Origin of the sequence: Pseudomonas sp. NPDC088885 (assembly GCF_044750025.1) — a bacterium.
Lineage (GTDB): Bacteria > Pseudomonadota > Gammaproteobacteria > Pseudomonadales > Pseudomonadaceae > Aquipseudomonas > Aquipseudomonas rustica.
In genome coordinates, this window is record NZ_JBIVJB010000011.1 from 1 (window position 1) to 23,210 (window position 23,210).

Consider the following 23,210-nt stretch of genomic DNA (forward strand, 5'->3'; position numbering starts at 1 on the left):
CACCGACACCGCACCGAATTCACCCATGGCCCGCGCGGTACACAGCACCACGCCATAGATCAGGCCCCACTTGATGTTGGGCACGGTGACATGCCAGAACATCTGCCAGCCATTGGCGCCGAGCAGTCGCGCGGCTTCTTCTTCCTGCGTGCCTTGTTCTTGCATCAGCGGGATCAGCTCACGGGCCACGAACGGCACGGTGACGAAGATCGTCGCCAGCACGATGCCCGGCAAGGCGAAGACGATCTGGATGTCGTGATCCTGCAGCCATGGCCCGAACAGGCCCTGCGCGCCGAACATCAGCACGTAGACCAGACCGGCAATCACCGGCGACACCGAGAACGGCAGGTCGATCAGCGTCACCAGCATGCTCTTGCCACGGAACGAGTACTTGCTCACGCACCATGCGGCGCTGACGCCGAACACCAGGTTCAACGGCACCGAAATCAGCACGGCGAACACGGTGAGTTTCAGTGCCGACAGTGCGTCCGGTTCAAAGATCGCGGTGAAAAATGCGCCGAGGCCATTCTTCAAACCCTGCGATACAACGATGAACAACGGCAGCAGCAGAAACAGGAAAAAGACCAGCCAGCCAAGGCCGATCAGGACTCTGCGCGAAGTGGCACTGCCACGGCGTGCAGCGTTGGCCGAAGAGGCGGCCGCAATAGACGATTGGGACATTGTTCGCGCCTCCTTATGGGGTTTCGATGCGCCGCTGCAGCAAGTTGATCAGCAGCAACAGGACGAAGGAAACCACCAGCATCAACACGCCGATAGCGGTGGCGCCGGTGTAATCGTATTGGTCGAGTTTGACCATGATCAGCAGCGGCAGGATCTCGGTTTTCATCGGCATGTTGCCGGCGATGAAAATCACCGAACCGTACTCGCCGACGCCACGCGCGAACGCCAGGGCAAAACCGGTGAGCCAGGCGGGCAGCAGCGCGGGGACGAGGATGTGGCGGAACACCTGCAGGGGTTTCGCACCGAGGCACGCGGCGGCTTCTTCGACTTCACGAGGGATGTCGGCCAATACCGGCTGCACCGTACGCACTACGAATGGCAGCGTGACGAAAGTCAGCGCCAGGGTGATACCGAGCGGGGTGTAAGCGATTTTGAAACCGAGGTCAGCGGCGAATTGCCCGACCAGACCGGCCGGAGCGTACAGCGCGGTCAGCGCGATACCGGCTACGGCGGTCGGCAGCGCGAAGGGCAGATCGATCATCGCGTCGATCACCTTGCGCCCCGGGAACGTGTAACGCACCAGCACCCACGCCAGCAGCGTACCGATGATGCCGTTGATGATCGCGGCACACAGCGCGGTGCCGAAGCTCAGCTTCAATGCCGCCAGCACGCGCGGTGCGGAGATGATCGCCCAGAACTGATCCCAGGTGAGTTGAGCGGCGTGGACGAACATCGCCGCCAGCGGGATAAGCACAATCAGGCTGAGGTACACCAAGGTGTAACCCAGCGTCAGCCCGAAGCCGGGTATGACGGGGGAGATACGACGCGACATAAAAGTCCTTGGTTAAAAACGCATCAATGTGGGAGTGAACTTGTGGTGAGGGGATTTATCCCCGTTGGGCTACGCAGTAGCCCCAAAATCGGCAAATGCGGAAAACCAGATACACCGCATGTGAAGGTTTTGGGGCAGCTTCGCTGCCCAACGGGGATAAATCCCCTCGCCACAAAAGCCCGCTCCCACAGTTTTGAAGTCAGATTACTGCGCCTGATAAATCTGGTCGAACACGCCACCGTCGTTGAAGAATTTCGGTTGCGCAGTTTTCCAGCCGCCGAAGTCTTTGTCGATGGTCACCAGATCCAGTTTCGGGAACTGCTGGGCGTATTTGGCAGCGACTTCTTTGTCACGCGGACGGTAGAAGTTTTTCGCGGCGATTTCCTGACCGGCCGGGCTGTACAGGTGTTTCAGATACGCTTCGGCGATCTGCTCGTTGCCCTTCTTCTCGGCGTTTTTGTCGACCACGGCCACTGGCGGCTCGGCGAGGATCGACAGCGAAGGCACGACGATGTCGAACTTGTCGGCGCCGCCATCTTCTTTCAGGGCCAGGAACGCTTCGTTTTCCCAGGCCAGCAACACGTCGCCCTGACCGTTGTTGACGAAAGTAATGGTCGAACCGCGCGCACCGGTGTCGAGGATCGGCACGTGCTTGAACAGGGTTTGTACGTATTCTTTAGCTTTGGCTTCGTCACCGCCATTGGCTTTCAGGCCGTAGGCCCACGCGGCGAGGAAGTTCCAGCGTGCGCCGCCGGAGGTTTTCGGGTTCGGGGTGATCACCGAGACGTCGTTCTTGACCAGATCGCCCCAGTCCTTGATGCCTTTCGGGTTGCCCTTGCGCACCAGGAAGACGATGGTCGAGGTGTACGGCGTGCTCGCTTCCGGCAGACGCTTCTGCCAATCGGCCGGCAGGGTCTTGCCGAGTTTGGCGATTTCGTCGATGTCGCCGGCCAGAGCCAGAGTCACCACGTCAGCGCGCAGACCGTCGATCACTGCACGACCCTGCTTGCCCGAACCACCGTGGGATTGCTGGATTTTCACGGTGTCGCCAGCGTGATCTTTCTGCCAGAACTTGATGAATTCAGCGTTGTAGTCCTGATACAGCTCGCGCGTCGGGTCATACGACACGTTGAGCAGCTCGTAATCCTTGGCAACGGCAGAACCGGCAAACACAGCACTGGCCAGGGCGGCCAAAGCGTAACGGCGAATCGACGACATGGTGAAAGCTCCTGGAATTCTGGGTGGTGGCTTTTTTCTTATGTATTTCGCAAATCGTGGTGCCGGTTCAAAGATCGCAGCCTTCGGCAGCTCCTACACACACAGCCCCCTGTAGGAGCTGCCGCAGGCTGCGATCTTTTGATCTTCACTCAGCCCGGTTGCTTACCCGGTTGCTGCAAACGGAATTTCTCTTTGCGTTCGATCTGCACGACTTGCGCGTTGTGCACAGTGATCTCCACCGCGCCAAATCGCAGATCGCGCAGTGCGCTCTGGATTTCACGCAAAATGGTGGTTTCGTCCTGACCGTCAACGCTGCGAAGGGATGCGCTCATGGTGCTGCTCCTTTGAATGGGATATGCCTGGCAGTGGGCGGCACTGCGTTCGGCGTGGGAGCAATATAAGAGAGGCGCGGATATTCTTAAAAAGACTATTTAAGAATGTTTATATAACTGAAAAACATTATGTGGCGGGGCAAGGGTTTGCGCCGATCTGTGAGCGACAGATAACCCTGTGGCGAGGGGATTTATCCCCGTTGGGTTGCGAAGCGACCCTGAAAATTTGGGGACTGCTGCGCAGTCCAACGGGGATAAATCCCCTCGCCACAGGTTTTGTATTCACCTCAGGTTTTGTGTGCACCCAGGTTTTGTGTCAGCTGTCAGCCAATAACAGGTGCTTTCATCCAATCAATCTCCAACGCCGGCACCGGCCGCCCAAACCAATACCCCTGCCCCAGATCACATGCCTGCTCCAGCAAAAACACGGCCTGTTCCGCCTGCTCGATCCCTTCCGCATGCACCTGCATGCCCATGCTCCGCGCCAGCGCGATAATCACCCGGACAATCGCCGCGTCGTCCTCATCCCACGGCAAACCTGCAACAAATCCCTGATCGATCTTCAATTTCTGCACCGGCAAGCGCTTGAGCCGCAACAGCGACGAATAACCGGTACCGAAATCATCAATCGCCAGACGAATCCCCAACTCACGCAAGCGGTGCATCTGCTCTAGCGCCACTTCCGGATCGTCCATCACCGCGCTCTCTGTAACTTCCAGCTCCAGATACGCCGGATCCAGCCCAGTCTCGCGCAGCACCTGTGCCACTTGTTGATACAGTTCACGCCGCGCAAACAACCGCGACGAAACATTCACCGCGACAAACGACAGCACCACCCCGGCCCGCTGCCACTCGCACATTTGTTGGCAAGCCTGCTGCATCACCCAGGCGTCGATTTCGGCAATCAACCCGGTGCGCTCGGCAATCGGAATGAATTCCGCCGGCGACACCAGTCCACGCTGCGGATGCTGCCAGCGCACCAGCGCTTCTACGCCGATCAGGCGACTGGTTTTCAGGTCATGCACCGGTTGGTAGTAGACGCGCAGCTCTTGCAGTTCCAGCGCGCGGCGCAGTTCGAAAGCGAGTTCGACCCTTTGCTGAGCGTGAGCGGTGAGTTCTTCGGTGTACAAGGCGTAACCGTTGCGCCCGCTGTTCTTGGCTTTGAACAGTGCGGCATCGGCGTTGCGCAACAGTTGTTCCGCGCTCAAGGCATCGCTGGGGAACAGGCTGATGCCGATGCTGGCATTGATGAACAGTTCGTGGCCGTCGATGCAGAACGGTTCTTTGAAGCCATCGAGAACGCGCTGGGCCAGCGCCGCCGCTTGCGCAGGCTGTGGACAACTTTCCGCGAGCACCGCGAACTCGTCACCGCCGAGCCGCGCCAGGGTGATGCCGGGGCCGAACAGCTCCTGCAACCGCGACGCCACCGCTTTGAGTAGCCGATCACCGACGTTATGCCCGAGGCTGTCGTTGATCATTTTGAAGAAATCCAGATCGATCAGCAGCAGCGCACAGCCACGTTTGTGGGTCTGCGCAGACGTCAGCGCTTGCTCGGCGCGATCGCTGAACAGCAGGCGATTGGGCAGATCAGTCAATGGATCGTGGTGGGCGAGGCGTTTGAGTTCGTGCTCGGAATCCTTGATCGCGGTTATGTCGGAAAACACCGCCACGTAATGGCTGACCTCTCCGCGATCATCGTGAATGACGCGGATGGTTTGCCATTGTGGATAAATCTCGCCGCTTTTACGCCGGTTCCAAATTTCGCCGCTCCACTCTTCCTGCGACGCCAACGTGGCGAACATCGCCTGATAGAAGCCCGGCGGATGGTGGCCGGACTTGAACAGGCTCGGCCGTTGACCGATGACCTCTTCACGCTGATAACCGGTGATTTCGATAAAGGCGCGGTTAACGTGGACGATCAGCCCCTGACGATCAGTGACTAGCACGCCTTCGCGGGTGCAATCGAACACGGCCGCCGCCTGCCGCAGACGCTCGCGATCAGCGTGACGTTCGCGCAACCGCGCTCCGATACCGAGAAACTCACACAACCGCGCCCGCGCCAGAAAAATCAGCCCGGCGCTGACCGCCGCAAACAGATAACCGTTGATCAGTTGCCAACGAGCAAGATCGACGGAGTTATCGAAGAAATTGTTTAATAAATAATCAGAACCTTGCAACCAGACAGCGGCAAGCACGAGATAGAGCAGCGCTGCACGCAAGGCATCGCGATAAGTGGCAGACATTCGGCTGTCCATGTCCCTACAAAAAGGTTGGAATTATAGGCCAAGTAACATCCAGCGACTCTTATCTGAAAGGGCGACTGGTTTTATCTGTGTGCTTAGTGATAATGCAACGGCTGTTTTTATCTTTATCGAGGGCCCTATAGCCTATGTGGTACGAAGGTTTTCTTGGCTTGTCGGCCTGGTCTCTGGTCGCGGTCACCCTGCTGATGACCCACGTGACGATTGTAGCCGTCACCGTCTATCTGCACCGTTATTCGGCCCATCGCTCGCTGGAGCTGAATGCTGGCCTGAAACATTTCTTCCGTTTCTGGCTGTGGCTGACCACGGCGCAGAACACCCGCGAGTGGACAGCCATCCACCGTAAACACCACGCCAAGTGCGAAACCGAGGATGACCCGCACAGCCCGGTCATCAAAGGTCTTTCCACCGTGCTGCGTACCGGTGCCGAGCTGTACCGCGCCGAAGCGCAGAACCCGGAAACCCTGCGCATCTACGGCAAGAACTGCCCGGAAGACTGGATCGAACGCAATGTCTACAGCCGTTATCCGCTGCTGGGCGTGGCGATCATGGGCGTTATCGACCTGATGCTGTTCGGCACCATCGGCATCACCATCTGGGCGATCCAGATGATGTGGATCCCGGTGTGGGCCGCTGGCGTCATCAACGGTCTCGGTCACGCGGTCGGCTATCGCAACTTCGAATGCCGCGACGCGGCGACCAATCTGGTGCCGTGGGGCATCCTGATCGGCGGCGAAGAACTGCATAACAACCATCACACCTACCCGAACTCGGCCAAGCTGTCGGTGAAGAAGTGGGAGTTCGACCTCGGTTGGGCGTGGATCAAAGTCTTCAGCTTCTTCCGTCTGGCCAAGGTTCAGCGCGTTGCACCGATCGCCCACCGTGTCGAAGGCAAGGGCAATCTGGACATGGACACCGCGATGGCGATCCTCAACAACCGCTTCCAGATCATGGCCCAGTACCGCAAATTGGTGATCGGCCCACTGGTTCAGCAAGAACTGGCCAAGGTCGATCACTCGGTGCGTCACCAGTTCCACCGGGCCAAGCGCCTGCTGTCGCGGGAAACCAGCCTGCTGGAAGACCGTCACCACTTGCGCATCCAGAACATGCTCGAGCACAGCCAGGCACTGAAGGTGATTTACGAAAAACGCCTGGCCCTGCAGCAGATCTGGGTCAAGACCAGCTCCAATCGACACGACATGCTCGCCGCCATCAAAGAGTGGGTTCACGAAGCGGAAGCCAGCGGCATCCAGTCTCTGCGCGACTTCGCCGGCCAACTGAAAACCTACTCTCTGCGCCCTACTGCCTAACGCTGTCCCCTGTGGCGAGGGGATTTATCCCCGTTCGGCTGCGCAGCAGTCGCAAAACCTGCAACCGCGTTTTAACAATTAAAACGCGGTTGCAGCACCACCCAGCGGCAATCCCCCCTTCCCCTGCAAAATCCGGGAACTTCGCCCAAAATCCCCTATCTCAAAGACACTTCGCCATCCCGGCGGGCTGTTCTGTGGCCGTTGTCGATTGCGGCACGCCCTTTGAGACTTGTGCCGATGGTCAATAACAACCAAAAAGACTCATCTTTCCCGCAGTGGCCCGAAGCCGCGCAAACCCTCATGGCCTTGATGCACGCCCAAGGCGAAGTCGCCCGCTTAAGCGAACGCGAACAGCTGTTCAGCTCGCTGCTGGTCAGTGTCAACGCGGTGCTTTGGGCGTTTAACTGGGAAACCCGTCAGGTGCTGTACGTCAGCCCCGCGTATGAACGGATTTTCGGCCGCTCCGCCGGCCTTCTCCTCGCCGACTACAACCAGTGGCGCGACAGCATCTACCCCGACGACCTCGAATACGCCGAACGCAGTCTCGCCGAAGTCCTGCACAAGGGCGCGGTGGAAGATCGCGAATACCGCATCATCGCCGCCGATGGCCAGATCCGCTGGCTCAGCGACAAATGCTTTATCAACCGTCAGGACGATAGCGGACAACCGGTGATCATCGTCGGCATTGCCGAAGACATCACCGAAAAGAAGCAGATGGAAACCGAGCTGCATCGTCTGGCGACCACCGACGTGCTGACACAAAGCAGCAACCGCCGACACTTCTTCGAATGCGCCCACCGCGAGTTTGAAGAGGCGCGGTTGCAAGGTTCGCCGATGGCGTTTTTGCTGCTGGATATTGATGACTTCAAAGTGATCAACGACAGTTACGGGCATCCCGAGGGCGACAACGTGTTGCAGCGAGTCGCCGAGTGCGGGCGCGGATCTTTGCGTCGCGGTGATCTGTTTGGGCGGATTGGCGGGGAGGAATTTGCGGCGGTGTTTCCGGGGTGCGCGCCGGACATGGCGATGCAGGTCGCGGAACGCTTGCAACAGGAGATTCAACGTCTGGGTTTCAACCACGATGGCCAGACCTTCAGCATCACCGTGAGCCAGGGCCTGACCAGCCTCACCGACGAAGATGAAAGCCTCGACAGCCTGTTCGCCCGCGCGGATGCAGCGATGTACGAAGCCAAGCGCCAAGGCAAAAACCGCATTATCTCTGCCTGAATATTCGATTTGAAATGCGAACCTGTGGCGAGGGGATTTATCCCCGATGGGGTGCGAAGCGCCCCCCTTTTTGATTCAAAAAGAGGGGGACTACTGCGCAGTCCATCGGGGATAAATCCCCTCAACACAAAGTCTCGACTCTTATAAGAAAGGTGTGGGCGGGTTACTTACGCATCCGCATCAGCTCCGGCAAGCCGATCTTGAGCAGCCGTGCCGTGCGGCTTTTCGCCAATTCTTCTATGCCTTCATGCTCAGTCAGGTGCGCCATTTGCGCCGCCATGTTCATCACAAGCGCTTCACGGGAATACACCCCGCCACCGAGTTGATACACCGCCGCAATCAGCTCACGCAGCTCCAGCGGCAATCGCCAGCGCGTGCGCAACGCCGATCCATACGCCGCACCAAATTCCGCCAGCGCCTCACCAACCTCCTCCAGCTCATCCAGCGCCCCACCGGCCTGCTGCCATTCCTGCAAACAACGCAGCAACGCCAGATCACCCAACCGATGCAGCATCCCCGCGCAGTAGCAGCGCTCCTGATCCAGATCGAGCAAACGCGCCAACGTGCGCGCGTATTCAGCGGTGTGCAGCGAAAGCCCCCAATAACGCTCGGCATAATCCGCCAGACACGGATCGCTGAGCCTGGCGCTACGCTTGAGCGCCAGCCCCAGAATCAAGTTCATGCTCTGCCCGGTACCGAGCCGGTGCAGTGCCTGCGCCAGTGTCTGCACGGGCGCGCCATGGTGTTGCGCGGCGCTGTTGGCGGCAGCGATCAACACGGCAGTGATCTGCGGATCGGTTTTTATCTCATCTTCGAGCACCTTCAGATCCAGCCCGCCAGGGTTGAGGCTGCGCTTCACCGCCACCTGCACATCGGTCATCAGCGGCGCGCCGTCGGCCTGCTCACGGCGTCGCTCGAGAAACACCGACAGCGTCATACCCGGCGCCAGCGCCGGCACTTCGCAGAACACCTCTTCCCCGGCATTGAGCAGCAACCCCTGCAAACGCTGGGTCAGGCTTTCCATGTTCAGCGGCTTGGTCAGATACGCCGTCGGCGCCAGCGGAATCGCTTCGCGCACGCTGGCGCTGTCGTTGCGGCTGCTCATCAGAATGAACGGCAGCGGCGGATTGCGTTTGCGCTGCCGCACGCTGCGCAGCACGTTCAAACCATCGATGCCGGGCAGCTCCCAGTCGACGATAGCGAGGTCATACGGCACTTCGCTGAGCAACGACATCGCTTGCTGGCCATCGGCACATAGATCCAGCCGCGCATCGCAACGCACGTTCAGCAGCACTTGTTTGAGCAGGTCGCGCGACCACGGGTCGGCCTCGGCAATCAGCACTCGGGGTACGGCGGGTAAATCAACGGCAGTCATGCGCGCTCTCCCTTGCAATGCCTGAACCTTAGCCAATGCTGGCCTTTCGATACAGTGCTAAAGCCCCCGATGTGTTTCAAGGGGCGTAAAAAAACCCGCCGAAGCGGGTTTTTTGTCGATCAGGTCACACTGGGTGATCAGAGCTCGGAGAAGCACTCTTCGATGATCGCCAGACCTTTGTCCAGTTGCTCGTCCGGCGAGGTCAGCGGTACGAGTACGCGCAGAACGTTGCCGTAGGTGCCACAGGACAGCAGGATCAGACCCTTGTCGCGTGCCTTGGCCACAACCGATGCCACTGCTGCAGCGTTCGGCTTGTGGCTGTCGCCGTTTTCGAACAGCTCAACAGCGATCATCGCGCCCAGCGCACGGACTTCACCGATCACCGGGTACTTGGCCTGGATAGCCTTCAGGCCAGTCACCAGACGCTCGCCGACTGCTTTGCAGCGATCAAGCAGGTTCTCTTCTTCGAACACTTCCATCACGGCCAGCGCAGCGGCGCATGCGATCGGGCTACCGGCGTAGGTGCCGCCCAGGCCGCCTGGAGCAATGGCGTCCATGTATTCGGCCTTGCCGCAGACACCGGCCAGCGGGAAGCCGCCAGCGATGGATTTGGCGAAGGTGGTCAGGTCGGCAGCAACGCCCATCTGTTCCATGGCGAAGAAGGTACCGGTACGGCCAGCGCCAGTCTGTACTTCGTCAGCGATCAGCAGGATGCCGTGCTGGTCGCACAGAGCGCGCAGGCGCTTCATGAACTCTTTCGGCGCGACGTAGAAACCACCTTCACCCTGTACAGGCTCGATGATGATCGCGGCGATGTCTTTCGGCTCGGCGTCGTTCTTGAAGATGCGTTCGATCGAAGCGATCGAATCGTCGATGCTTACGCCGTGCAGTTCGTTCGGGTATAGCGCGCGGAAGATGCCGCCGGCATCAGGCCCATGCCGGCCGAGTAAGGCACGACTTTACCGGTCAGGCCCAGGGTCATCATGGTGCGACCGTGGTAAGCGCCGGTGAAGGCGATCACGCCAGCACGGCCAGTGGCGGCACGGGCGATTTTCACGGCGTTTTCGACGGCTTCGGAACCGGTGGTAACCAGCAGGGTTTTCTTGGCGAAATCACCCGGGATCTTCGCGTTGATTTTTTCGCACACTTCTACGTACGGCTCGTAAGCCAGCACCTGGAAGCAAGTGTGGGTCAGCTTGTTCAGCTGTTCGGTCACGGCGGCGATGATTTTCGGGTGCACGTGGCCGGTGTTCAGTACAGCGATACCGCCGGCGAAGTCGATGAACTCACGACCTTCAACGTCAGTCACGGTAGCGTTTTTTGCCGACTCAGCGAAGATCGGGTGAATCTGGCCAACACCACGTGGAACAGCTGCGGTACGGCGGGCCATCAGTTCAGCGTTAGTCTTGCTCATTACAGTCCTCATTCGCCGCTCATCGGGCGGCGTTGTTCAAGGATTAAGCGGGAGGAAGCGACGGTGGCAGCATGCGATGATCGACTGCCACGGCGTTCCCGGCCGCAGAGAAAATTCCGGTTTGAAACGACGCAAAGGGACAGCGCTCTCGTGCCCTTTGCGTTTGCAGCGATCTTTGACCGGGCTTAGATGCCCAGGCAGAGGTATTTGATTTCCAGGTAATCTTCGATGCCGTACTTGGAGCCTTCACGGCCCAGGCCCGAAGCCTTGATGCCGCCGAACGGCGCGACTTCATTGGAGATCAGCCCGGTGTTGACGCCAACCATGCCGTACTCCAGCGCTTCCGCGACACGGAACACGCGACCGAGGTCGCGAGCGTAGAAGTACGAAGCCAGACCGAACTCGGTGTCGTTGGACATCGCGATCACTTCGGCTTCGTCTTTGAAGCGGAACAGCGGCGCCAGCGGACCGAAGGTTTCTTCCTTGGCCACAGCAGCATTTTTCGGCACGTTGGTCAGGATGGTCGGTTCGAAGAAGTTGCCTTCCATCGCTTTGCCACCGGCCAGCACGGTCGCGCCTTTGGCTACGGCGTCAGCAATGTGTTCTTTGACCTTGGCCACAGCTTTTTCGTCGATCAGCGGGCCAGTGGTGGTGCCGTCTTCCAGACCGTTGCCGATCTTCAGTTTGGCCACAGCCACTTTCAGCTTCTCGGCGAACGCGTCGTAGACCGAATCCTGAATGTACAGACGGTTGGCGCAGACGCAGGTCTGACCGTTGTTGCGGTATTTGGAAATGATCGCGCCTTCGACGGCCTTATCCAGGTCCGCATCGTCGAACACGATGAACGGTGCGTTGCCGCCCAGTTCCAGCGAAACTTTCTTGATGTCCTTGGCGCATTCAGCCATCAGCTGACGGCCGATTTCGGTCGAGCCGGTGAAGGACAGTTTGCGCACGATCGGGTTGCTGGTCAGCTCGCTGCCGATGTCGCCGGCGCTGCCGGACACCACGCTGAATACGCCAGCAGGAATGCCGGCACGCTGAGCCAGTTCAGCCAGAGCGAATGCGGAGAATGGAGTTTGCGAAGCAGGCTTGAGCACCATGGTGCAACCGGCAGCCAGCGCAGGGCCGGCCTTACGGGTGATCATCGCTGCCGGGAAGTTCCACGGGGTGATAGCCGCAGTAACGCCGATTGGCTGCTTGATAACGATCAGACGCTTGTCTGGCTGGTGACCCGGAATCACGTCACCGTAGATGCGCTTGGCTTCTTCGGCGAACCATTCGATGAACGAAGCGGCGTAAACGATTTCGCCCTTGGCTTCGGCCAGCGGCTTGCCCTGCTCGAGCGTCATCAGGCGAGCGAGGTCGTCCTGGTTCTCGATGATCAGTTCGAACCAGCGACGCAGCTTGTTCGCACGGTCCTTGGCGGTCAGTGCACGCCAGGACGGCAGCGCTTTGTCAGCGGCTTCAATGGCACGGCGGGTTTCGGCAGCGCCCATCTTCGGCACGGTGCCGAGGATTTCGCCAGTTGCCGGGTTATTGACCTTGATCGTCTGACCGTTGTCCGCATCGACCCAAGCGCCATCAATGAAGGCTTGCTGGCGGAACAACTGGGTGTCTTTAAGCTGCATGTCGGCTTTCCTTAACAGCACCGCGGCCTGCGCGGAGCAAATTATGATTGTAGAAAGGCGCCTCGCAAGGCTGCCGTCAGGGAAATCAGTGACCGGGTGTGGCGCATCAATCGTGGACGATTCGAACCACTGGCGCTTCAACACCCGCTCAACGAGCGTTTGAAATCTCAAACGGATCGTAGGATCAAAGGGGTTAAAGGACAATAGGTCGTTCGAAAAAAAGAACAAAAACGCCGCTTTTGCCGGATTTTTCAGATCAACGAGCCAAACCCGGTGCCGCAGCAAAACCATAGATCAACCCCGCGAAAGCGCCAAGCGAGGGTTTTGCAGGACGTTACAGCTTTAAGGAATACAGTGATTTCAGCGGACACGCGCACTGACAAACCCCAGCATGGACGCCCCGAGCCGACCTAGGTATGATGTCGCCCGCTGCACCAGTAGCTCAGCTGGATAGAGTACTGCCCTCCGAAGGCAGGGGTCGTGGGTTCGAATCCCGCCTGGTGCACCATTGATCTAAACGAGAAAGCCCCGGACTGATGAAGTCCGGGGCTTTTTTGTGGGCGATTGCATTTCAATTCTACTGAGGCTCAGCACCTACAGCTTCAAACAATCGGGCAAGATCTCGCGCACTGTGCAAAACCCGCTCTATCTGAACGTCTCCCTCTACGATCGAGTAAAAAATCAAATAACGAGCATGAGTGATCATCTTCAGCCCCTTGGCACAATCCTCTCGCGGAATGCCTTGATTAGGCTGAGCGATCAAGTGATCGCACCGTACGCGTAACTCGCCAACGAAAGAACGTGCGCGCTTGGGATTATCGCGAGCGATAAAGCGGGCAATCTGCTGCAAATCCTCCCGTGAAATCGCGGAAAAAAACAACCGCCTCATCAACGACTTTGCTCAGCTTCAACACCATCTATAAGCGCATCAAGCTCATCGAATACAGTGTCAGCGGCGATTGCCGGACGGGGATCATTGCGGCTGGCCGCAATCGCCTCGCGTAACTCGGCAGCTCGAAGGCGATCCAGCAACTCCTGATAAGTCGCATGCGCCAGGAGATAGGCAGCGGGACGATTGTGATTGAGAACAGCAATGGGTTCTGAACCCGCCTGTTCAATCACCGTACTCGGGCTCCGTTTCAGTTCAGTAATACTCACCGAACGACTCGCAAGCAACTGCTCCATGGCGACTCCAAAAGGTACAGAAAAAAGTACCTTATAGTGCTCTTTTTAGAGAAGGAGGGTCAATGCTTATGAGTCTGTAAAAGAAACCGGGAAAGGGAGAGTGTTTACAACTTGAAGCCAGAATCCGCCAAAGCGGCATTACTCCGTCGTCCAATCAAACTCATCATATTCTTCGTCATCCTCTTCCCCCTCAACCTCCTCAAAAACCTCGTCCTCATCAACGACGTCTTCTTCCGGCTGGTTCAGCAGAAATTCCTTACGTGCCTCAGTAATAGCGCGCCGCATCTCTTCGCCCTTTTGCGGGCAGTTGAGCAGTTGGGCAATGCGGTCAATTTTCGATGCCACGTTGTCCTCCGGCGTATTGGCAATGCCCCGATAGTGCGCGTTTTTGCGGGGCATTGCCAAATGGCTGAGGTTTGCAGGGTCATTTTTCTTGCAACTGTTCGAGTCGGGCGTCGAGATCGACGTTCGGGTAGCGTTTGTGCAGGTTGTTGAACAGGCTGTCGGCGGCTTGCGATTGGCCGGATTCGCGCAGGCGCAGGACTTCGCGCAGTTGTTCGTCGAGGCCATTGGGTGGGGCGGCGGCGCGCTTGCTGACCTTGGCTTCATCCGCGCTGATCGCCTGGCTTTGCATTGGCGCGGCCATTTCCATCATCGGCGCGGGCGCGGCTCGGGGCGCTGCCGGGGCGGACAATCGGTGCAGTTGCGCGGAATCCTCTTCGGCCATCGGCACAGCGAGTTTCGGCGCCGGGGCGTAGTCGTATTGGCGCAGCGGTTCGGGCGTGCGCTGCACCAGCGACAACATCAACGCGACGCCAACGAGGCTGGCGAATGCGACTTGCCAGCGCGGTTTTCGGCAGGCCCGCAACCAGCGTTGCCACAGGCTCGGTTGCACCGCAGGCGTTTCGCGGCGCGCGGTATTGAGGATGAATGCGTCGAGATGCGCGGGCGGTTCAGCGTTGTGCTGTTCGCGCACGTATTTGATCAGCGGATCTTCGGGTGTCTGGCGGGCGTCAGTCATGTGAGTACCTCCTCGGCCAGCAGCCGACGCAGTTTTTGCTGGGCGTAGCGCAAGCGGCTTTTGACGGTTTCCAGCGGTGTTTCGGTGAGGCTGGCGATTTGTGCCAGGTCGAGGTCGCCGTGCGCGCGCAGCAAGAACACTTCGCGCTGGTCGGCGGGCAAGGTTTGCAGGGCGCTTTCGAGGCGCTGGCTGTCGCGGCTGAGGCTCAGCAGTTGCTCGGGATCGCTCGCTTCATCGCTGACCGCGTGAGTTTGTTCCTCATAACTGTCGTGCAGCGGTTGTTGCGCGCCATGTTTGCGCCAGTGATCGATCAGGCGGTTGCGTGCAATCTGGAACAGCCACGTACGAAATGTCGCGCGACCTTGTGGCTGACTGGCGCTGCGGATCAGGCTGAGCCAGGTTTCCTGAAACACCTCATCGGCCAATTCCGGTTTACCGCTCAACCCAAGCAGAAACCGGTACAAACCCTGTCGATGACGGGCGTATAAGAGCTCGAACGCCGCGCCGTCGCCCTCGCGATAACGCGCCAGCAGCGATTCATCGCTGCTGGCGGTCGGGCTGTCTGCCGAAGCAAACAACTGGCTGATAAAACCCTTCAGACGATTCACTTATTCAATCCGTTGTTCAGTGGCCTGCGCATTCGATGCGGTAGAAGTGCGCAGACTCTGCGCCAGCTGCACCAGTTGCACGAACTCGTTGCGCAAGCCGAAACGGTCGTCACCACGAGCGCCACGGGCCAGCGTTTCGGTGTCTTTCAGGCTGAAATCGCCGGTGTAGCGGCCGTCCTTGAGTTGCTGGGAAAACGCGGCGACCGCAGCGGCAAAACGCAGATCTTCGCTGGCGCTTTTCACCTGATTGGCAATCGGCCGCTCGATCAGCAGACTTTTCCCACCTTCGGGCTGTTGATATCGCACACGCAGCATCGCCAATTCCCCGTTCGCGTCAGAAACCGCTGGCGTCGATTTACCGTATCGCAACGGCTCCAACCAACCCTTCTCGCCTGCCGGAACAATTTCGTACAGCGCGGTCACCGTATGGCCTGCACCGATTTCGCCGGCATCGACCTTGTCATTGCTGAAATCCTCACGCTTCAACGCGCGGTTTTCGTAGCCGAGCAGGCGATATTCGCTGACCTGCGCCGGGTTGAACTCCACCTGCAACTTGACGTTTTTCGCGACGATGGCGAGGGTCGAACCGAGTTGATCGACTAGCACCTTGCGCGCCTCGCGCAGGTTGTCGATGTAGGCATAGTTGCCATCGCCGGCGTCAGCCAACTGTTCCATCAAGTGTTCATTGTAGTTATCCACACCAAAACCAAGAGTGGTCAGGGAGATTCCGGTTTTGCGTTTATCCACAGCCATTTGCTTGAGGCTGTCGAAGTCGCTGACCCCGACGTTGAAATCACCGTCGGTGGCCAAGAGGATGCGGTTGATGCCTTTGCCGATGAAGGCCTGCTGCGCCATTTGATAGGCCAGTTCGATGCCTGAAGCGCCTGCGGTCGAGCCACCAGCGGTTAATTGCTCGATGGCTGTACGAATTTTCGTTTTTTCCCGTCCGGAAGTCGGTTCAAGCACCACTCTCGATTCGCCGGCGTAGACCACCAGCGACACGCGATCCTGATCGCGCAATTGATCGACCAGCAATTTCAGCGTGCTTTTCACCATCGGCAAGCCTTCACGACGATCCATCGAGCCGGACACATCGACCAGAAACACCAGATTGGCCGGAGGCAATTCCGCCACCGCGCGATCGGAAGCCTTGATGCCGATGCGCAGCAAGCGCGTGTGCGGGTTCCACGGTGACGCGGCCAGCTCGGTGGTCACGCCAAACGGCGAGCCATCGCTCGGCAGCGCGTAGTCATAAGGGAAGTAATTGACCATTTCCTCGAGCCGCACCGCACCTTCCGGCGGCAGCCGTCCTTGATTAAGCAAACGGCGGACGTTGGCATAAGCACCGGTATCGACGTCGGCGCTGAAGGTTGAAACCGGGGTTTCGGCGACGCTGTGAATCGGGTTATCGGCCAAGGCCTGATATTGCTCGCGCTGCTCGTCGCGATAGCCTTGTGGATAACTTTCGCTCTGCGGCATCGGCGCGCTGCCCGCGTTGGGCATTTTGTACAACGCGCGTTTAGCCATTGTGCTGTCGGCCATCAGCGCTTCCTGCTGGATCAATTGCGCAGGCTGAGCGGGCGCCGGCACTGCAGCGGATTCCGGGTTGGAGGAAACGCCGCAGCCGGCCACCACCAGCAACACACCGACAGCAACGGGCCGCAAGAAATACACAGGACGGGACATGGGGGCTGACCTCGGGGATGAAATTGATCATTCATCCACTGAGACGGGCCGCCCCTTCAGTTCGGGTTAAACGCCGCTGAAAATATTTTCAGCGGTGATAACGCCGCACCGCACTGCTGTTGCGCAGCACATGACCTTTGATTTTTTCCATCAGTTCGGCGCGGGTCAGACCAGCCGGCAAGGCGTCCGGGGCCAGATCAAGGGCGTAGATCTGGATGATGTAGTGGTGCGCGCTATCGCCCACTGGTGGGCATGGGCCCATGTAATGGGTGTTGCCCTTGCTGTTGGTGCCGCCGACGCCTTCGAACGCGGATTTCGCACCGACACCGGCCGCAATCTGGTGCGTCGTGGCTTTGATGCCGTAGTGAATCCAGTGATCAACGCCCAGACCTTTCTGGCCGTCCGGATCGTGCATGACGATCGCGTAGCTCTGGGTACCCGTCGGGCCGGCGTTCCAGCTCAATGCCGGCGACTGATTCTTGCCACCGCAACCGGCCGCATCGCTGGCCGCTGCCGAGGTGAACAGACGGTTGTCGGAAACACCCGGGATGCTCAGGGTGAAACGCTCCTGGGCCTGCGCCGGAAACTGCACGCAAAGGGCGACGGCAATGGCCGCCAGCCAAGGGTTGAGAGAGGTCAATCGGGTCATTCCGGGAGCACCTTGTGCAGTTGGGCCGTCGTCGGCTTGCAGACTATAGCTGTACCGTTCGTGCCGTGGCACCAGGAAATCGCTGAACCTCGCACCACGGCGCAAACTCGTAAGAGAAATGCCCGTGAGGAAGCCGATCATGTCCCTGCACCGTGTCGCCCGCTTCGCCGATGTCCCTGAAGACCGTGGCCTGCAAGTTGAAATCGGCGACTGCAAGATCGTTTTGCTGCGTGCGGGAGGCCAGCTACGCGCGTTTCAGGGCGAATGCCCACACGCCGGCGCGCCACTGGCTGACGGCGCGTTGTGTCACGGACGGCTGATTTGCCCGTGGCACAAGGCGGCTTTTCGGGCGGAGGACGGCGCGTTGTGCGAGCCTCCAGCGCTCGACAGTCTCAAGCGTTATCCATTGGAATTGCGTGGCGATGAGGTTTGGGTCGATGACCAAGCGCTGGCGGATCCGCACACCCCGCCGGCGGACGATTCACGCACTTTCGTGATCGTCGGCGCGGGGGCAGCAGGCACCGCGTGTGCGGCGGCCTTGAGGGAAAAGGGTTTTGGTGGTCGCATCGTGATGATCGACCGCGAACCCGACGCCGGTTACGACCGCACCGTGCTGAGCAAATTTGTCCTCGCCGGGGACATGCCGCCGGAAGAAACACCGCCGCTGCGAGATGAAAGTTTTTATAAAGAGCAGCGCATCGAACGCCAGCGAAGCGAAATCACCTCCATCGATGCCGAGACTAAAAGCCTCCATTTCAATGACGGCCAAACGCTGAGCTACGACGCAGCCGTACTCGCCACTGGCGGCGAACCCAATCCACTGGAATTGCCCGGCGCCGACCTGCCGCAAGTTTTCGTCCTGCGCTCAAAAGCCCAGGCCGAACAGATCATGAAAGCGGCCAGCCCCGATCAACGCGCGGTGATCATCGGCGACAGCTTTATCGCCCTCGAATGCGCCTCGGCCCTGCGCCAGCACGGTCTCGACGTCACGGTGCTGGCGCGCCACGAAATTCCTTTCGCGGCGCAATTCGGCGAGGCGGTGGGCAAAGCGATCCGCGCCCTGCATGAAGAAAAAGGCGTGAAATTCATCACCGATCATGAGGCGACAGAGGTCATTGGCGACGGCAAAGTCGAGGCGGTGCTGCTGGACAACGGACTGCGCATTTCAGCCGATCTGGTGCTGGCGGGTATTGGCGTGCACCCGGCGACTGAGGCGTTCGCGTCACTGCCGAGGGAAAAAGATCAATCTTTGCGCGTTGATGACGGCATGCGCGTTACCGAAGGACTGTGGGCGATTGGCGACATCGCCACCTTCCCGCTGCACGGCCAGCCGCAGCGCATCGAACACTGGCGCCTGGCTCAGCAACATGCGCGCATCGCGGCGGCCAATATGCTTGGCGGCGAGGAGCATTATCTGGACGTGCCGTTTTTCTGGACGTGGCATTTTGGCAAGAATTACGACTACCTCGGACACGCCGAGCATTGGGATGAAGTAGAGTTTCTTGGCGAGCCGGAGCATCCGCCGTTTATTGGGTTGTTCGGCAGAAACGGCATTCTGGTCGCCGCGGTGGCCTGCGAAAAGGAACGAGCGATGGCAATGCTCGCCGAACGCATGAAACAACCGCTAATGATGGAAGAAGCCTGGGCCCTCATCCAGATCTGATCACCGATCCCGTGTCCCGTGTAGGAGCTGCCGGAGGCTGCGATCTTTTGATCTTTAAAATCAAAAGATCGCAGCCTTCGGCAGCTCCTACAGGTGCTTCGAGCTTTGATCCAGCGTTTGATCGCTCCCACGCTCCAGCGTGGGAATGCAGCCCGTGACGCTCCGCGTCAGTGGACGCGGAGCGTCCCAAGAGGCATTCCCACGCGGAGCGTGGGAACGATCGGTCAAGCACTGGGTTACCGGGTCAAAGGCTCGCGATTTTCGTCATCTTCGGCATGCAGAAAGATCACCCGTGGGTGTTCCAGCGGTGCCAGCGGTGCTGGCAATTCGGCCTGTTTGACTGGCCAGAAATGCGTCACCACATGGCTGATGTCGCCGTCCTGATCGTTGTGAATGGTCATCACGCCCGGCGTGCGCAGCTTTTGAAAACGGTCATCGCACAGCTTGAAGCTCTTGCTCAGCCCTTCATCGTCAATCACCGGCGACGGCAATCGACGCTGGGCGAAGCTGCGACTTTTACGCTGTTGATAGCGCGCCCAGGAAATCAGCACCACCGCGTTGACCAACGCAATCCACATGTAGATCTGCAACGTGCCCAGCGCATCGAACGCCGAGTTGTCGATACGCGGCGCGCCCGCATGCGTCTCGATCAACGGCCACAATCCGCGAATCAGCAGATACAGCAGGCCAACCCACGCCAACACGGTGAGGATCACGTCGATCACTACCAGGAATGGCCGCTGGCGAGTCCGGATGATTTTCATTTGATGACCTCTTCTTCGTCGTCGCCGAGCGGTTTGATGCCCCGGTCAGGGCTGACCCAACGCGCACGTTTCTGATGTTGGCCGAACAGTACTTTCGGAAAACTGACCAGCGTGGTCAGCAGGCTGATGAGCCAGAACACCAATGGATACCAGACCACCCAGAACATGGTCTTGCCCAGACCCGGCTCATAGCGGCGGTCGATGATGATGCTGACTGCGAACTGCACCAGGCAGACGAAAGCCAACAGCAAACCGGTGAAGGCCGGCGGCATCAGGTGATCCACCGCAATCGCTTCCGGCATGACCACGAATTTGCCGACGCCCCAGAAAATCACCGACAACAGGAAGGTGAACGCCCAACCGGTCGACAGGCAGTATTCGAACAGCAGCGGCCACAGGTAACGATGGCGGTACTGCCAGATGCCGCGAATGTTTTTGAACAGCACTTCTGCGCCGCCCTGAGCCCAACGCAGACGTTGCTTCCACAAGCCGCCGAGGGTTTCCGGCATGAGAATCCAGCACAGCGCGCGCGGCTCGTAAAAGATGCTCCAGTGATCGAGTTGCAGCTTCCAGCTGATGTCGATGTCTTCGGTGATCATGTCCGGGCTCCAGTAGCCCACCCGGTTCAGCGCGGTACGGCGGAACGCGACGATCACACCGGACACGGTGAAGATCCGCCCGAACACCCGTTGCGTGCGTTTGATCAAACCGATAATCGAAGAGAACTCGCCAACCTGCACTCGCCCGACCAGCGTCGAACGTGTGCGGATCCGTGGGTTGCCGGTGACCGCGCCAAGGCGTGCGTTGTCCAGCATCGGCGCAACCAGATAGGCCGCCGTGTTCGGCGCCAGCAGCGCATCACCATCGATGCACACCAGATATTCACTGCGCGCGGCAATTGCGCCCATGCGCAGGGCCACAGCCTTGCCCTGGTTTTCCGCCAGGTGAAGAACACGCAGGCGCGGATCTTCCTTGGCCAATGCGTCGAGTACTTGCGCGGTGTTGTCCTTGGAGCCGTCGTTGATCGCGATAACTTCGATGTTCGGGTAATGCTGAGCCAGCGCCGCGTGGATCGTATCGGCAGCGTTGTCACCTTCGTTGTAGCAAGGGATCAGGATCGAGATCAGCGGTTCGCCTTCCAGTGGCGGCGGCAGGGTGTCGTCCTTCCACGGCCAGTGGCGTTCCCAGTGCAGCCAGAAATACAGGCCACCGGCAATCCACAACCCGGACATGAACAACGGGTAGAAGAACACGAAGTCCATCAGGAACTGCCCGGTCACCAGGAAGATCAGCCCCAGCGGAACGCCGAGGACGATCGCCAGAACAAGCAGGGCTAACAGTCTATCCAGCATGTTATGGATTCCATTTGTTGGAGAGTGCAGGCCTTACGATTTTCAGGTCTGGCAGGTTGTCGAGGAAGTTGTCCGGGTAGTAACCGAAACTGGTCGCGCCCTGACGCTTGAGACGGCCCATCCAGTCCGCCATCACCGCTGCGTCAATGTCGGCCTGGTCTTTTTTCGTCCAGTCCCGTGCCTGCAATTCGAACACGGTGCGATCCAGTGCCCCGGGACGTTTTTTGACGATTTCGACCAGCGCTTCCAGCCACGGCCCGGACTGCGCCTGCGTCTGTTTTTCCATCAATGGCATGGCCATTGGCGCCGTCCAGTCGTAGGTCGCGAGGAAGTCGTCGAGGTTCTGCGCGAACCACGCTTCGCTGGCCGGATTGATCATCGGCTCGGCGAAAATATTGCGCGCGGTCTGCACCTGCGGGCCACGAATGGCGCGGACTTTGGCAGTCAGCTCGTTGGTGAAATCGATGAGGTATTTGCTCTTGAAACGCGTCCAGCGCTGCATCGCCGCCGGATCATCGCGAAGTGCGGCGATCGAACCCGGAAGACCGTTGGCGGCGTAAACCTTCAGCGCCTGCGGGCCGGCGTCTTCGAAATCCGAAAGCACCGCATCGTCGTGATAAATAATGCCGTCGACCGAGGTCAGTCGCGCCACGTCTTCGTAGATTTCACCGATGATCCGCCGCACTTCCGGATCGAACGGCGACAGGCGTTGGTACTGATCCGGATCGACCGACGTGGTGCCGGTTTTCGGATCCCAGCGCGTCACGCGCGGCAGCTTCGAATCGAGGCCAAAACTCAGCACTGGCATCCACGCGAATACTTTCACGTGAGCGCGGGTGCGCAGTTGCCAGGCGACGCGGTCGAACAGGTCGGCGCGCACTGGCAAATGACGGTTGGGGAAGTACAGCGAATGCACCAGGCCATCGCCCTTCGGATCGGCAAAGGCTTGCAGGAACACGGTGTTGGCCCCGAGGTCAGCCATGCGCTGCACCAGTTTGCCGAGGTTGATGTCCTGTTGCGCCGGATCCGGGTCGTAGACGTTGTCTAGGTCGACGTGCACCACGCGCATGGCGAAATCGGACTGCACCGCGACGACGCTGTTGGCGAAATGCTCGCCGTCAGGGTCGGAGGCGACGAGGAAGCGCGGGCTGCTCATCAGGTTGTCGAGGGTATCGAGGCCGTCATCGAGGGTCAGGGCCATTTCATAGCCCTCCTCACCGACCACGGTCAGCGAAGTACCGTCCGCCGTGCCATACGGCCAGACCCAGACCCGTGGTTTCTTGCCGGTGACCTTGCGGATTTTCTCCGAGATGTTGTTCACGTCGGTGCGGATCCGCGCCTGAAAATCGGCCTCGGATTCATAACGTTTGGTCACCGGATCGTAGCGACGGGTCGCGGCGGCAGGCTGCATGTTGCCCTGCGGGTTGGCCAGAATGCCTTTGTGGTTGGCGTCGGTGTGCGCAGCGATTTCCACCAGACCGGATTTCGAGATTTCGCGCACCTGATCCCAGGTGAGGAAGTCGGAACGCGCACGCGGTGTGCCGGCGAAATCCACCGGCTGGTTCAGCGGCGTGTCGATCCAGCTGCCGACTGGCGCCAGCAGTGCATGCCAGTTATAGGCGCGCAACACCGGCAGCACGCGGGTGTAGAAGCTCGAATAACCATCGTCGAAGCTGAGCAGAATCGCTTTCGCCGGCAGCTCCGGGCCGCCCTTGCGCGCCGCCATGATCTGGTCGACCGTGACCGGTTTGTAGCCGTTCTCACGCAGCCAGGCGAGTTGTTCGATCATGCGCTCGGTGCGCACCGCTACCACGGCCTGATCGGGATCGCGATCCTCGATATCGTGGTAGGCGATACCGAGTACGTGGTTTTTCGGCCACGGTTTTTCGCTGGCCGCCACCGGACGCTCGGACGGCGGCGCGAAGGCCGGAGCTTGCTGGGCGCAAGCGCTGATCAACAGCGCTCCCAGCAGAAGGATGAAACGCGAAATCAATGGCATCTTCA

The 23,210-nt window shown here is 59.3% G+C and carries 20 protein-coding genes, 1 tRNA gene and 1 pseudogene; 4 read left to right on the plus strand and 18 right to left on the minus strand.

Annotated elements, in window-relative coordinates; all coding sequences use genetic code 11:
• The 5 genes from ACIP1X_RS08185 to dibA form a co-directional block, all read right to left on the minus strand.
• A partial coding sequence (locus ACIP1X_RS08185) for a sulfate ABC transporter permease (RefSeq protein ID WP_400751000.1) occupies window positions 1-681 on the minus strand: 681 nt, incomplete at its 3' end.
• Window positions 682-694: 13 nt separating this feature from the next.
• On the minus strand, window positions 695-1,513 hold the full coding sequence (gene cysT / locus ACIP1X_RS08190) for a sulfate ABC transporter permease subunit CysT (protein WP_008080019.1): 819 nt from the start codon (window positions 1,511-1,513) through the stop codon (window positions 695-697).
• Window positions 1,514-1,717: 204 nt separating this feature from the next.
• Window positions 1,718-2,731 (minus strand): sulfate ABC transporter substrate-binding protein, encoded by a 1,014-nt coding sequence (locus ACIP1X_RS08195; RefSeq protein WP_008080017.1) that lies wholly within the window; start codon window positions 2,729-2,731, stop codon window positions 1,718-1,720.
• A 149-nt stretch (window positions 2,732-2,880) separates the two neighbouring features.
• Window positions 2,881-3,063, minus strand: coding sequence for a sulfur starvation response protein OscA (oscA, locus tag ACIP1X_RS08200; RefSeq protein ID WP_034151822.1), 183 nt, complete (start codon window positions 3,061-3,063; stop codon window positions 2,881-2,883).
• A gap of 323 nt (window positions 3,064-3,386) precedes the next feature.
• The gene (dibA, locus tag ACIP1X_RS08205; RefSeq protein WP_400751003.1) at window positions 3,387-5,306 is read right to left on the minus strand and encodes a phosphodiesterase DibA; all 1,920 of its coding nucleotides are present in this window, start codon (window positions 5,304-5,306) and stop codon (window positions 3,387-3,389) included.
• A 146-nt stretch (window positions 5,307-5,452) separates the two neighbouring features.
• Here dibA and desA point away from each other — a divergent pair, with 146 nt between their 5' ends.
• Complete coding sequence (gene desA / locus ACIP1X_RS08210) at window positions 5,453-6,634, plus strand: delta-9 fatty acid desaturase DesA (RefSeq protein WP_400751006.1); 1,182 nt, start codon at window positions 5,453-5,455, stop codon at window positions 6,632-6,634.
• Between the two features lie 237 nt (window positions 6,635-6,871).
• Window positions 6,872-7,861: a GGDEF domain-containing protein gene (locus ACIP1X_RS08215; protein ID WP_400751009.1), complete on the plus strand. Its 990-nt coding sequence runs from the start codon at window positions 6,872-6,874 to the stop codon at window positions 7,859-7,861.
• 163 nt (window positions 7,862-8,024) lie between these two features.
• Here ACIP1X_RS08215 and ACIP1X_RS08220 read toward each other — a convergent pair whose 3' ends face one another.
• From ACIP1X_RS08220 to gabD, 3 genes and pseudogenes are all read right to left on the minus strand, one after another.
• Complete coding sequence (locus ACIP1X_RS08220) at window positions 8,025-9,236, minus strand: response regulator (RefSeq protein ID WP_212546331.1); 1,212 nt, start codon at window positions 9,234-9,236, stop codon at window positions 8,025-8,027.
• Between the two features lie 137 nt (window positions 9,237-9,373).
• Window positions 9,374-10,650, minus strand: a pseudogene (gene gabT, locus ACIP1X_RS08225) (4-aminobutyrate--2-oxoglutarate transaminase).
• A 185-nt stretch (window positions 10,651-10,835) separates the two neighbouring features.
• The gene (gabD, locus tag ACIP1X_RS08230; protein WP_400751012.1) at window positions 10,836-12,278 is read right to left on the minus strand and encodes an NADP-dependent succinate-semialdehyde dehydrogenase; all 1,443 of its coding nucleotides are present in this window, start codon (window positions 12,276-12,278) and stop codon (window positions 10,836-10,838) included.
• A gap of 431 nt (window positions 12,279-12,709) precedes the next feature.
• On the opposite strand from gabD, the gene ACIP1X_RS08235 reads away from it, so the two are divergent.
• Window positions 12,710-12,786: transfer RNA gene (locus ACIP1X_RS08235), tRNA-Arg, on the plus strand.
• A 69-nt stretch (window positions 12,787-12,855) separates the two neighbouring features.
• Here ACIP1X_RS08235 and ACIP1X_RS08240 read toward each other — a convergent pair.
• The 7 genes from ACIP1X_RS08240 to ACIP1X_RS08270 all read right to left on the minus strand — a co-directional run bounded on the left by ACIP1X_RS08240 (window position 12,856) and on the right by ACIP1X_RS08270 (window position 17,427).
• Window positions 12,856-13,167 (minus strand): type II toxin-antitoxin system RelE/ParE family toxin, encoded by a 312-nt coding sequence (locus tag ACIP1X_RS08240; RefSeq protein ID WP_400751015.1) that lies wholly within the window; start codon window positions 13,165-13,167, stop codon window positions 12,856-12,858.
• A complete protein-coding gene (locus ACIP1X_RS08245) occupies window positions 13,167-13,463 on the minus strand; it encodes a type II toxin-antitoxin system Phd/YefM family antitoxin (RefSeq protein ID WP_400751018.1) in 297 nt (98 codons plus the stop codon). The genes ACIP1X_RS08240 and ACIP1X_RS08245 overlap by 1 nt, the downstream gene beginning before the upstream one ends.
• 138 nt (window positions 13,464-13,601) lie before the next feature.
• Entirely contained in the window at window positions 13,602-13,868 is a 267-nt protein-coding gene (locus tag ACIP1X_RS08250) for a hypothetical protein (RefSeq protein ID WP_400751021.1), read from the minus strand.
• 19 nt (window positions 13,869-13,887) lie between these two features.
• Window positions 13,888-14,484, minus strand: a complete 597-nt coding sequence (locus ACIP1X_RS08255; protein ID WP_400751024.1) for a hypothetical protein — start codon at window positions 14,482-14,484, stop codon at window positions 13,888-13,890.
• A complete protein-coding gene (locus tag ACIP1X_RS08260) occupies window positions 14,481-15,062 on the minus strand; it encodes an RNA polymerase sigma factor (protein WP_400751097.1) in 582 nt (193 codons plus the stop codon). Before ACIP1X_RS08260 ends, ACIP1X_RS08255 begins: the two co-directional genes overlap by 4 nt.
• A 30-nt stretch (window positions 15,063-15,092) precedes the next feature.
• On the minus strand, window positions 15,093-16,778 hold the full coding sequence (locus ACIP1X_RS08265) for a von Willebrand factor type A domain-containing protein (RefSeq protein WP_400751027.1): 1,686 nt from the start codon (window positions 16,776-16,778) through the stop codon (window positions 15,093-15,095).
• 88 nt (window positions 16,779-16,866) lie between these two features.
• Entirely contained in the window at window positions 16,867-17,427 is a 561-nt protein-coding gene (locus tag ACIP1X_RS08270; RefSeq protein WP_053116460.1) for a YbhB/YbcL family Raf kinase inhibitor-like protein, read from the minus strand.
• 139 nt (window positions 17,428-17,566) lie between these two features.
• Between ACIP1X_RS08270 and ACIP1X_RS08275 the strand changes: the two genes are divergently transcribed.
• Complete coding sequence (locus ACIP1X_RS08275; protein ID WP_400751031.1) at window positions 17,567-19,090, plus strand: FAD-dependent oxidoreductase; 1,524 nt, start codon at window positions 17,567-17,569, stop codon at window positions 19,088-19,090.
• A 236-nt stretch (window positions 19,091-19,326) separates the two neighbouring features.
• Here ACIP1X_RS08275 and pgaD read toward each other — a convergent pair whose 3' ends face one another.
• Genes pgaD through pgaB form a run of 3 tightly spaced genes read right to left on the minus strand, consistent with a single transcriptional unit; the run spans window position 19,327 to window position 23,205 of the window.
• Entirely contained in the window at window positions 19,327-19,854 is a 528-nt protein-coding gene (gene pgaD, locus ACIP1X_RS08280) for a poly-beta-1,6-N-acetyl-D-glucosamine biosynthesis protein PgaD (RefSeq protein ID WP_159811945.1), read from the minus strand.
• Window positions 19,851-21,206, minus strand: coding sequence for a poly-beta-1,6-N-acetyl-D-glucosamine synthase (gene pgaC, locus ACIP1X_RS08285; protein WP_159811944.1), 1,356 nt, complete (start codon window positions 21,204-21,206; stop codon window positions 19,851-19,853). The genes pgaD and pgaC overlap by 4 nt, the downstream gene beginning before the upstream one ends.
• A 1-nt stretch (window position 21,207) precedes the next feature.
• On the minus strand, window positions 21,208-23,205 hold the full coding sequence (gene pgaB, locus ACIP1X_RS08290; protein ID WP_400751034.1) for a poly-beta-1,6-N-acetyl-D-glucosamine N-deacetylase PgaB: 1,998 nt from the start codon (window positions 23,203-23,205) through the stop codon (window positions 21,208-21,210).
• Between the last annotated feature and the right edge of the window lie 5 nt (window positions 23,206-23,210).

Bases quoted from the DNA above. Each gene is read 5' to 3' on its own strand.
- ACIP1X_RS08215 (WP_400751009.1), top strand. From the start codon at position 6,872: ATGGTCAATAACAACCAAAAAGACTCATCTTTCCCGCAGTGGCCCGAA.
- gabD (WP_400751012.1), bottom strand. From the start codon at position 12,278: ATGCAGCTTAAAGACACCCAGTTGTTCCGCCAGCAAGCCTTCATTGAT.
- ACIP1X_RS08195 (WP_008080017.1), bottom strand. From the start codon at position 2,731: ATGTCGTCGATTCGCCGTTACGCTTTGGCCGCCCTGGCCAGTGCTGTG.
- ACIP1X_RS08270 (WP_053116460.1), bottom strand. From the start codon at position 17,427: ATGACCCGATTGACCTCTCTCAACCCTTGGCTGGCGGCCATTGCCGTC.
- pgaC (WP_159811944.1), bottom strand. From the start codon at position 21,206: ATGCTGGATAGACTGTTAGCCCTGCTTGTTCTGGCGATCGTCCTCGGC.
- pgaB (WP_400751034.1), bottom strand. From the start codon at position 23,205: ATGCCATTGATTTCGCGTTTCATCCTTCTGCTGGGAGCGCTGTTGATC.
- ACIP1X_RS08220 (WP_212546331.1), bottom strand. From the start codon at position 9,236: ATGACTGCCGTTGATTTACCCGCCGTACCCCGAGTGCTGATTGCCGAG.
- dibA (WP_400751003.1), bottom strand. From the start codon at position 5,306: ATGTCTGCCACTTATCGCGATGCCTTGCGTGCAGCGCTGCTCTATCTC.
- ACIP1X_RS08265 (WP_400751027.1), bottom strand. From the start codon at position 16,778: ATGTCCCGTCCTGTGTATTTCTTGCGGCCCGTTGCTGTCGGTGTGTTG.
- ACIP1X_RS08245 (WP_400751018.1), bottom strand. From the start codon at position 13,463: ATGGAGCAGTTGCTTGCGAGTCGTTCGGTGAGTATTACTGAACTGAAA.
- cysT (WP_008080019.1), bottom strand. From the start codon at position 1,513: ATGTCGCGTCGTATCTCCCCCGTCATACCCGGCTTCGGGCTGACGCTG.
- oscA (WP_034151822.1), bottom strand. From the start codon at position 3,063: ATGAGCGCATCCCTTCGCAGCGTTGACGGTCAGGACGAAACCACCATT.
- ACIP1X_RS08255 (WP_400751024.1), bottom strand. From the start codon at position 14,484: ATGACTGACGCCCGCCAGACACCCGAAGATCCGCTGATCAAATACGTG.
- desA (WP_400751006.1), top strand. From the start codon at position 5,453: ATGTGGTACGAAGGTTTTCTTGGCTTGTCGGCCTGGTCTCTGGTCGCG.
- ACIP1X_RS08240 (WP_400751015.1), bottom strand. From the start codon at position 13,167: ATGAGGCGGTTGTTTTTTTCCGCGATTTCACGGGAGGATTTGCAGCAG.
- pgaD (WP_159811945.1), bottom strand. From the start codon at position 19,854: ATGAAAATCATCCGGACTCGCCAGCGGCCATTCCTGGTAGTGATCGAC.
- ACIP1X_RS08275 (WP_400751031.1), top strand. From the start codon at position 17,567: ATGTCCCTGCACCGTGTCGCCCGCTTCGCCGATGTCCCTGAAGACCGT.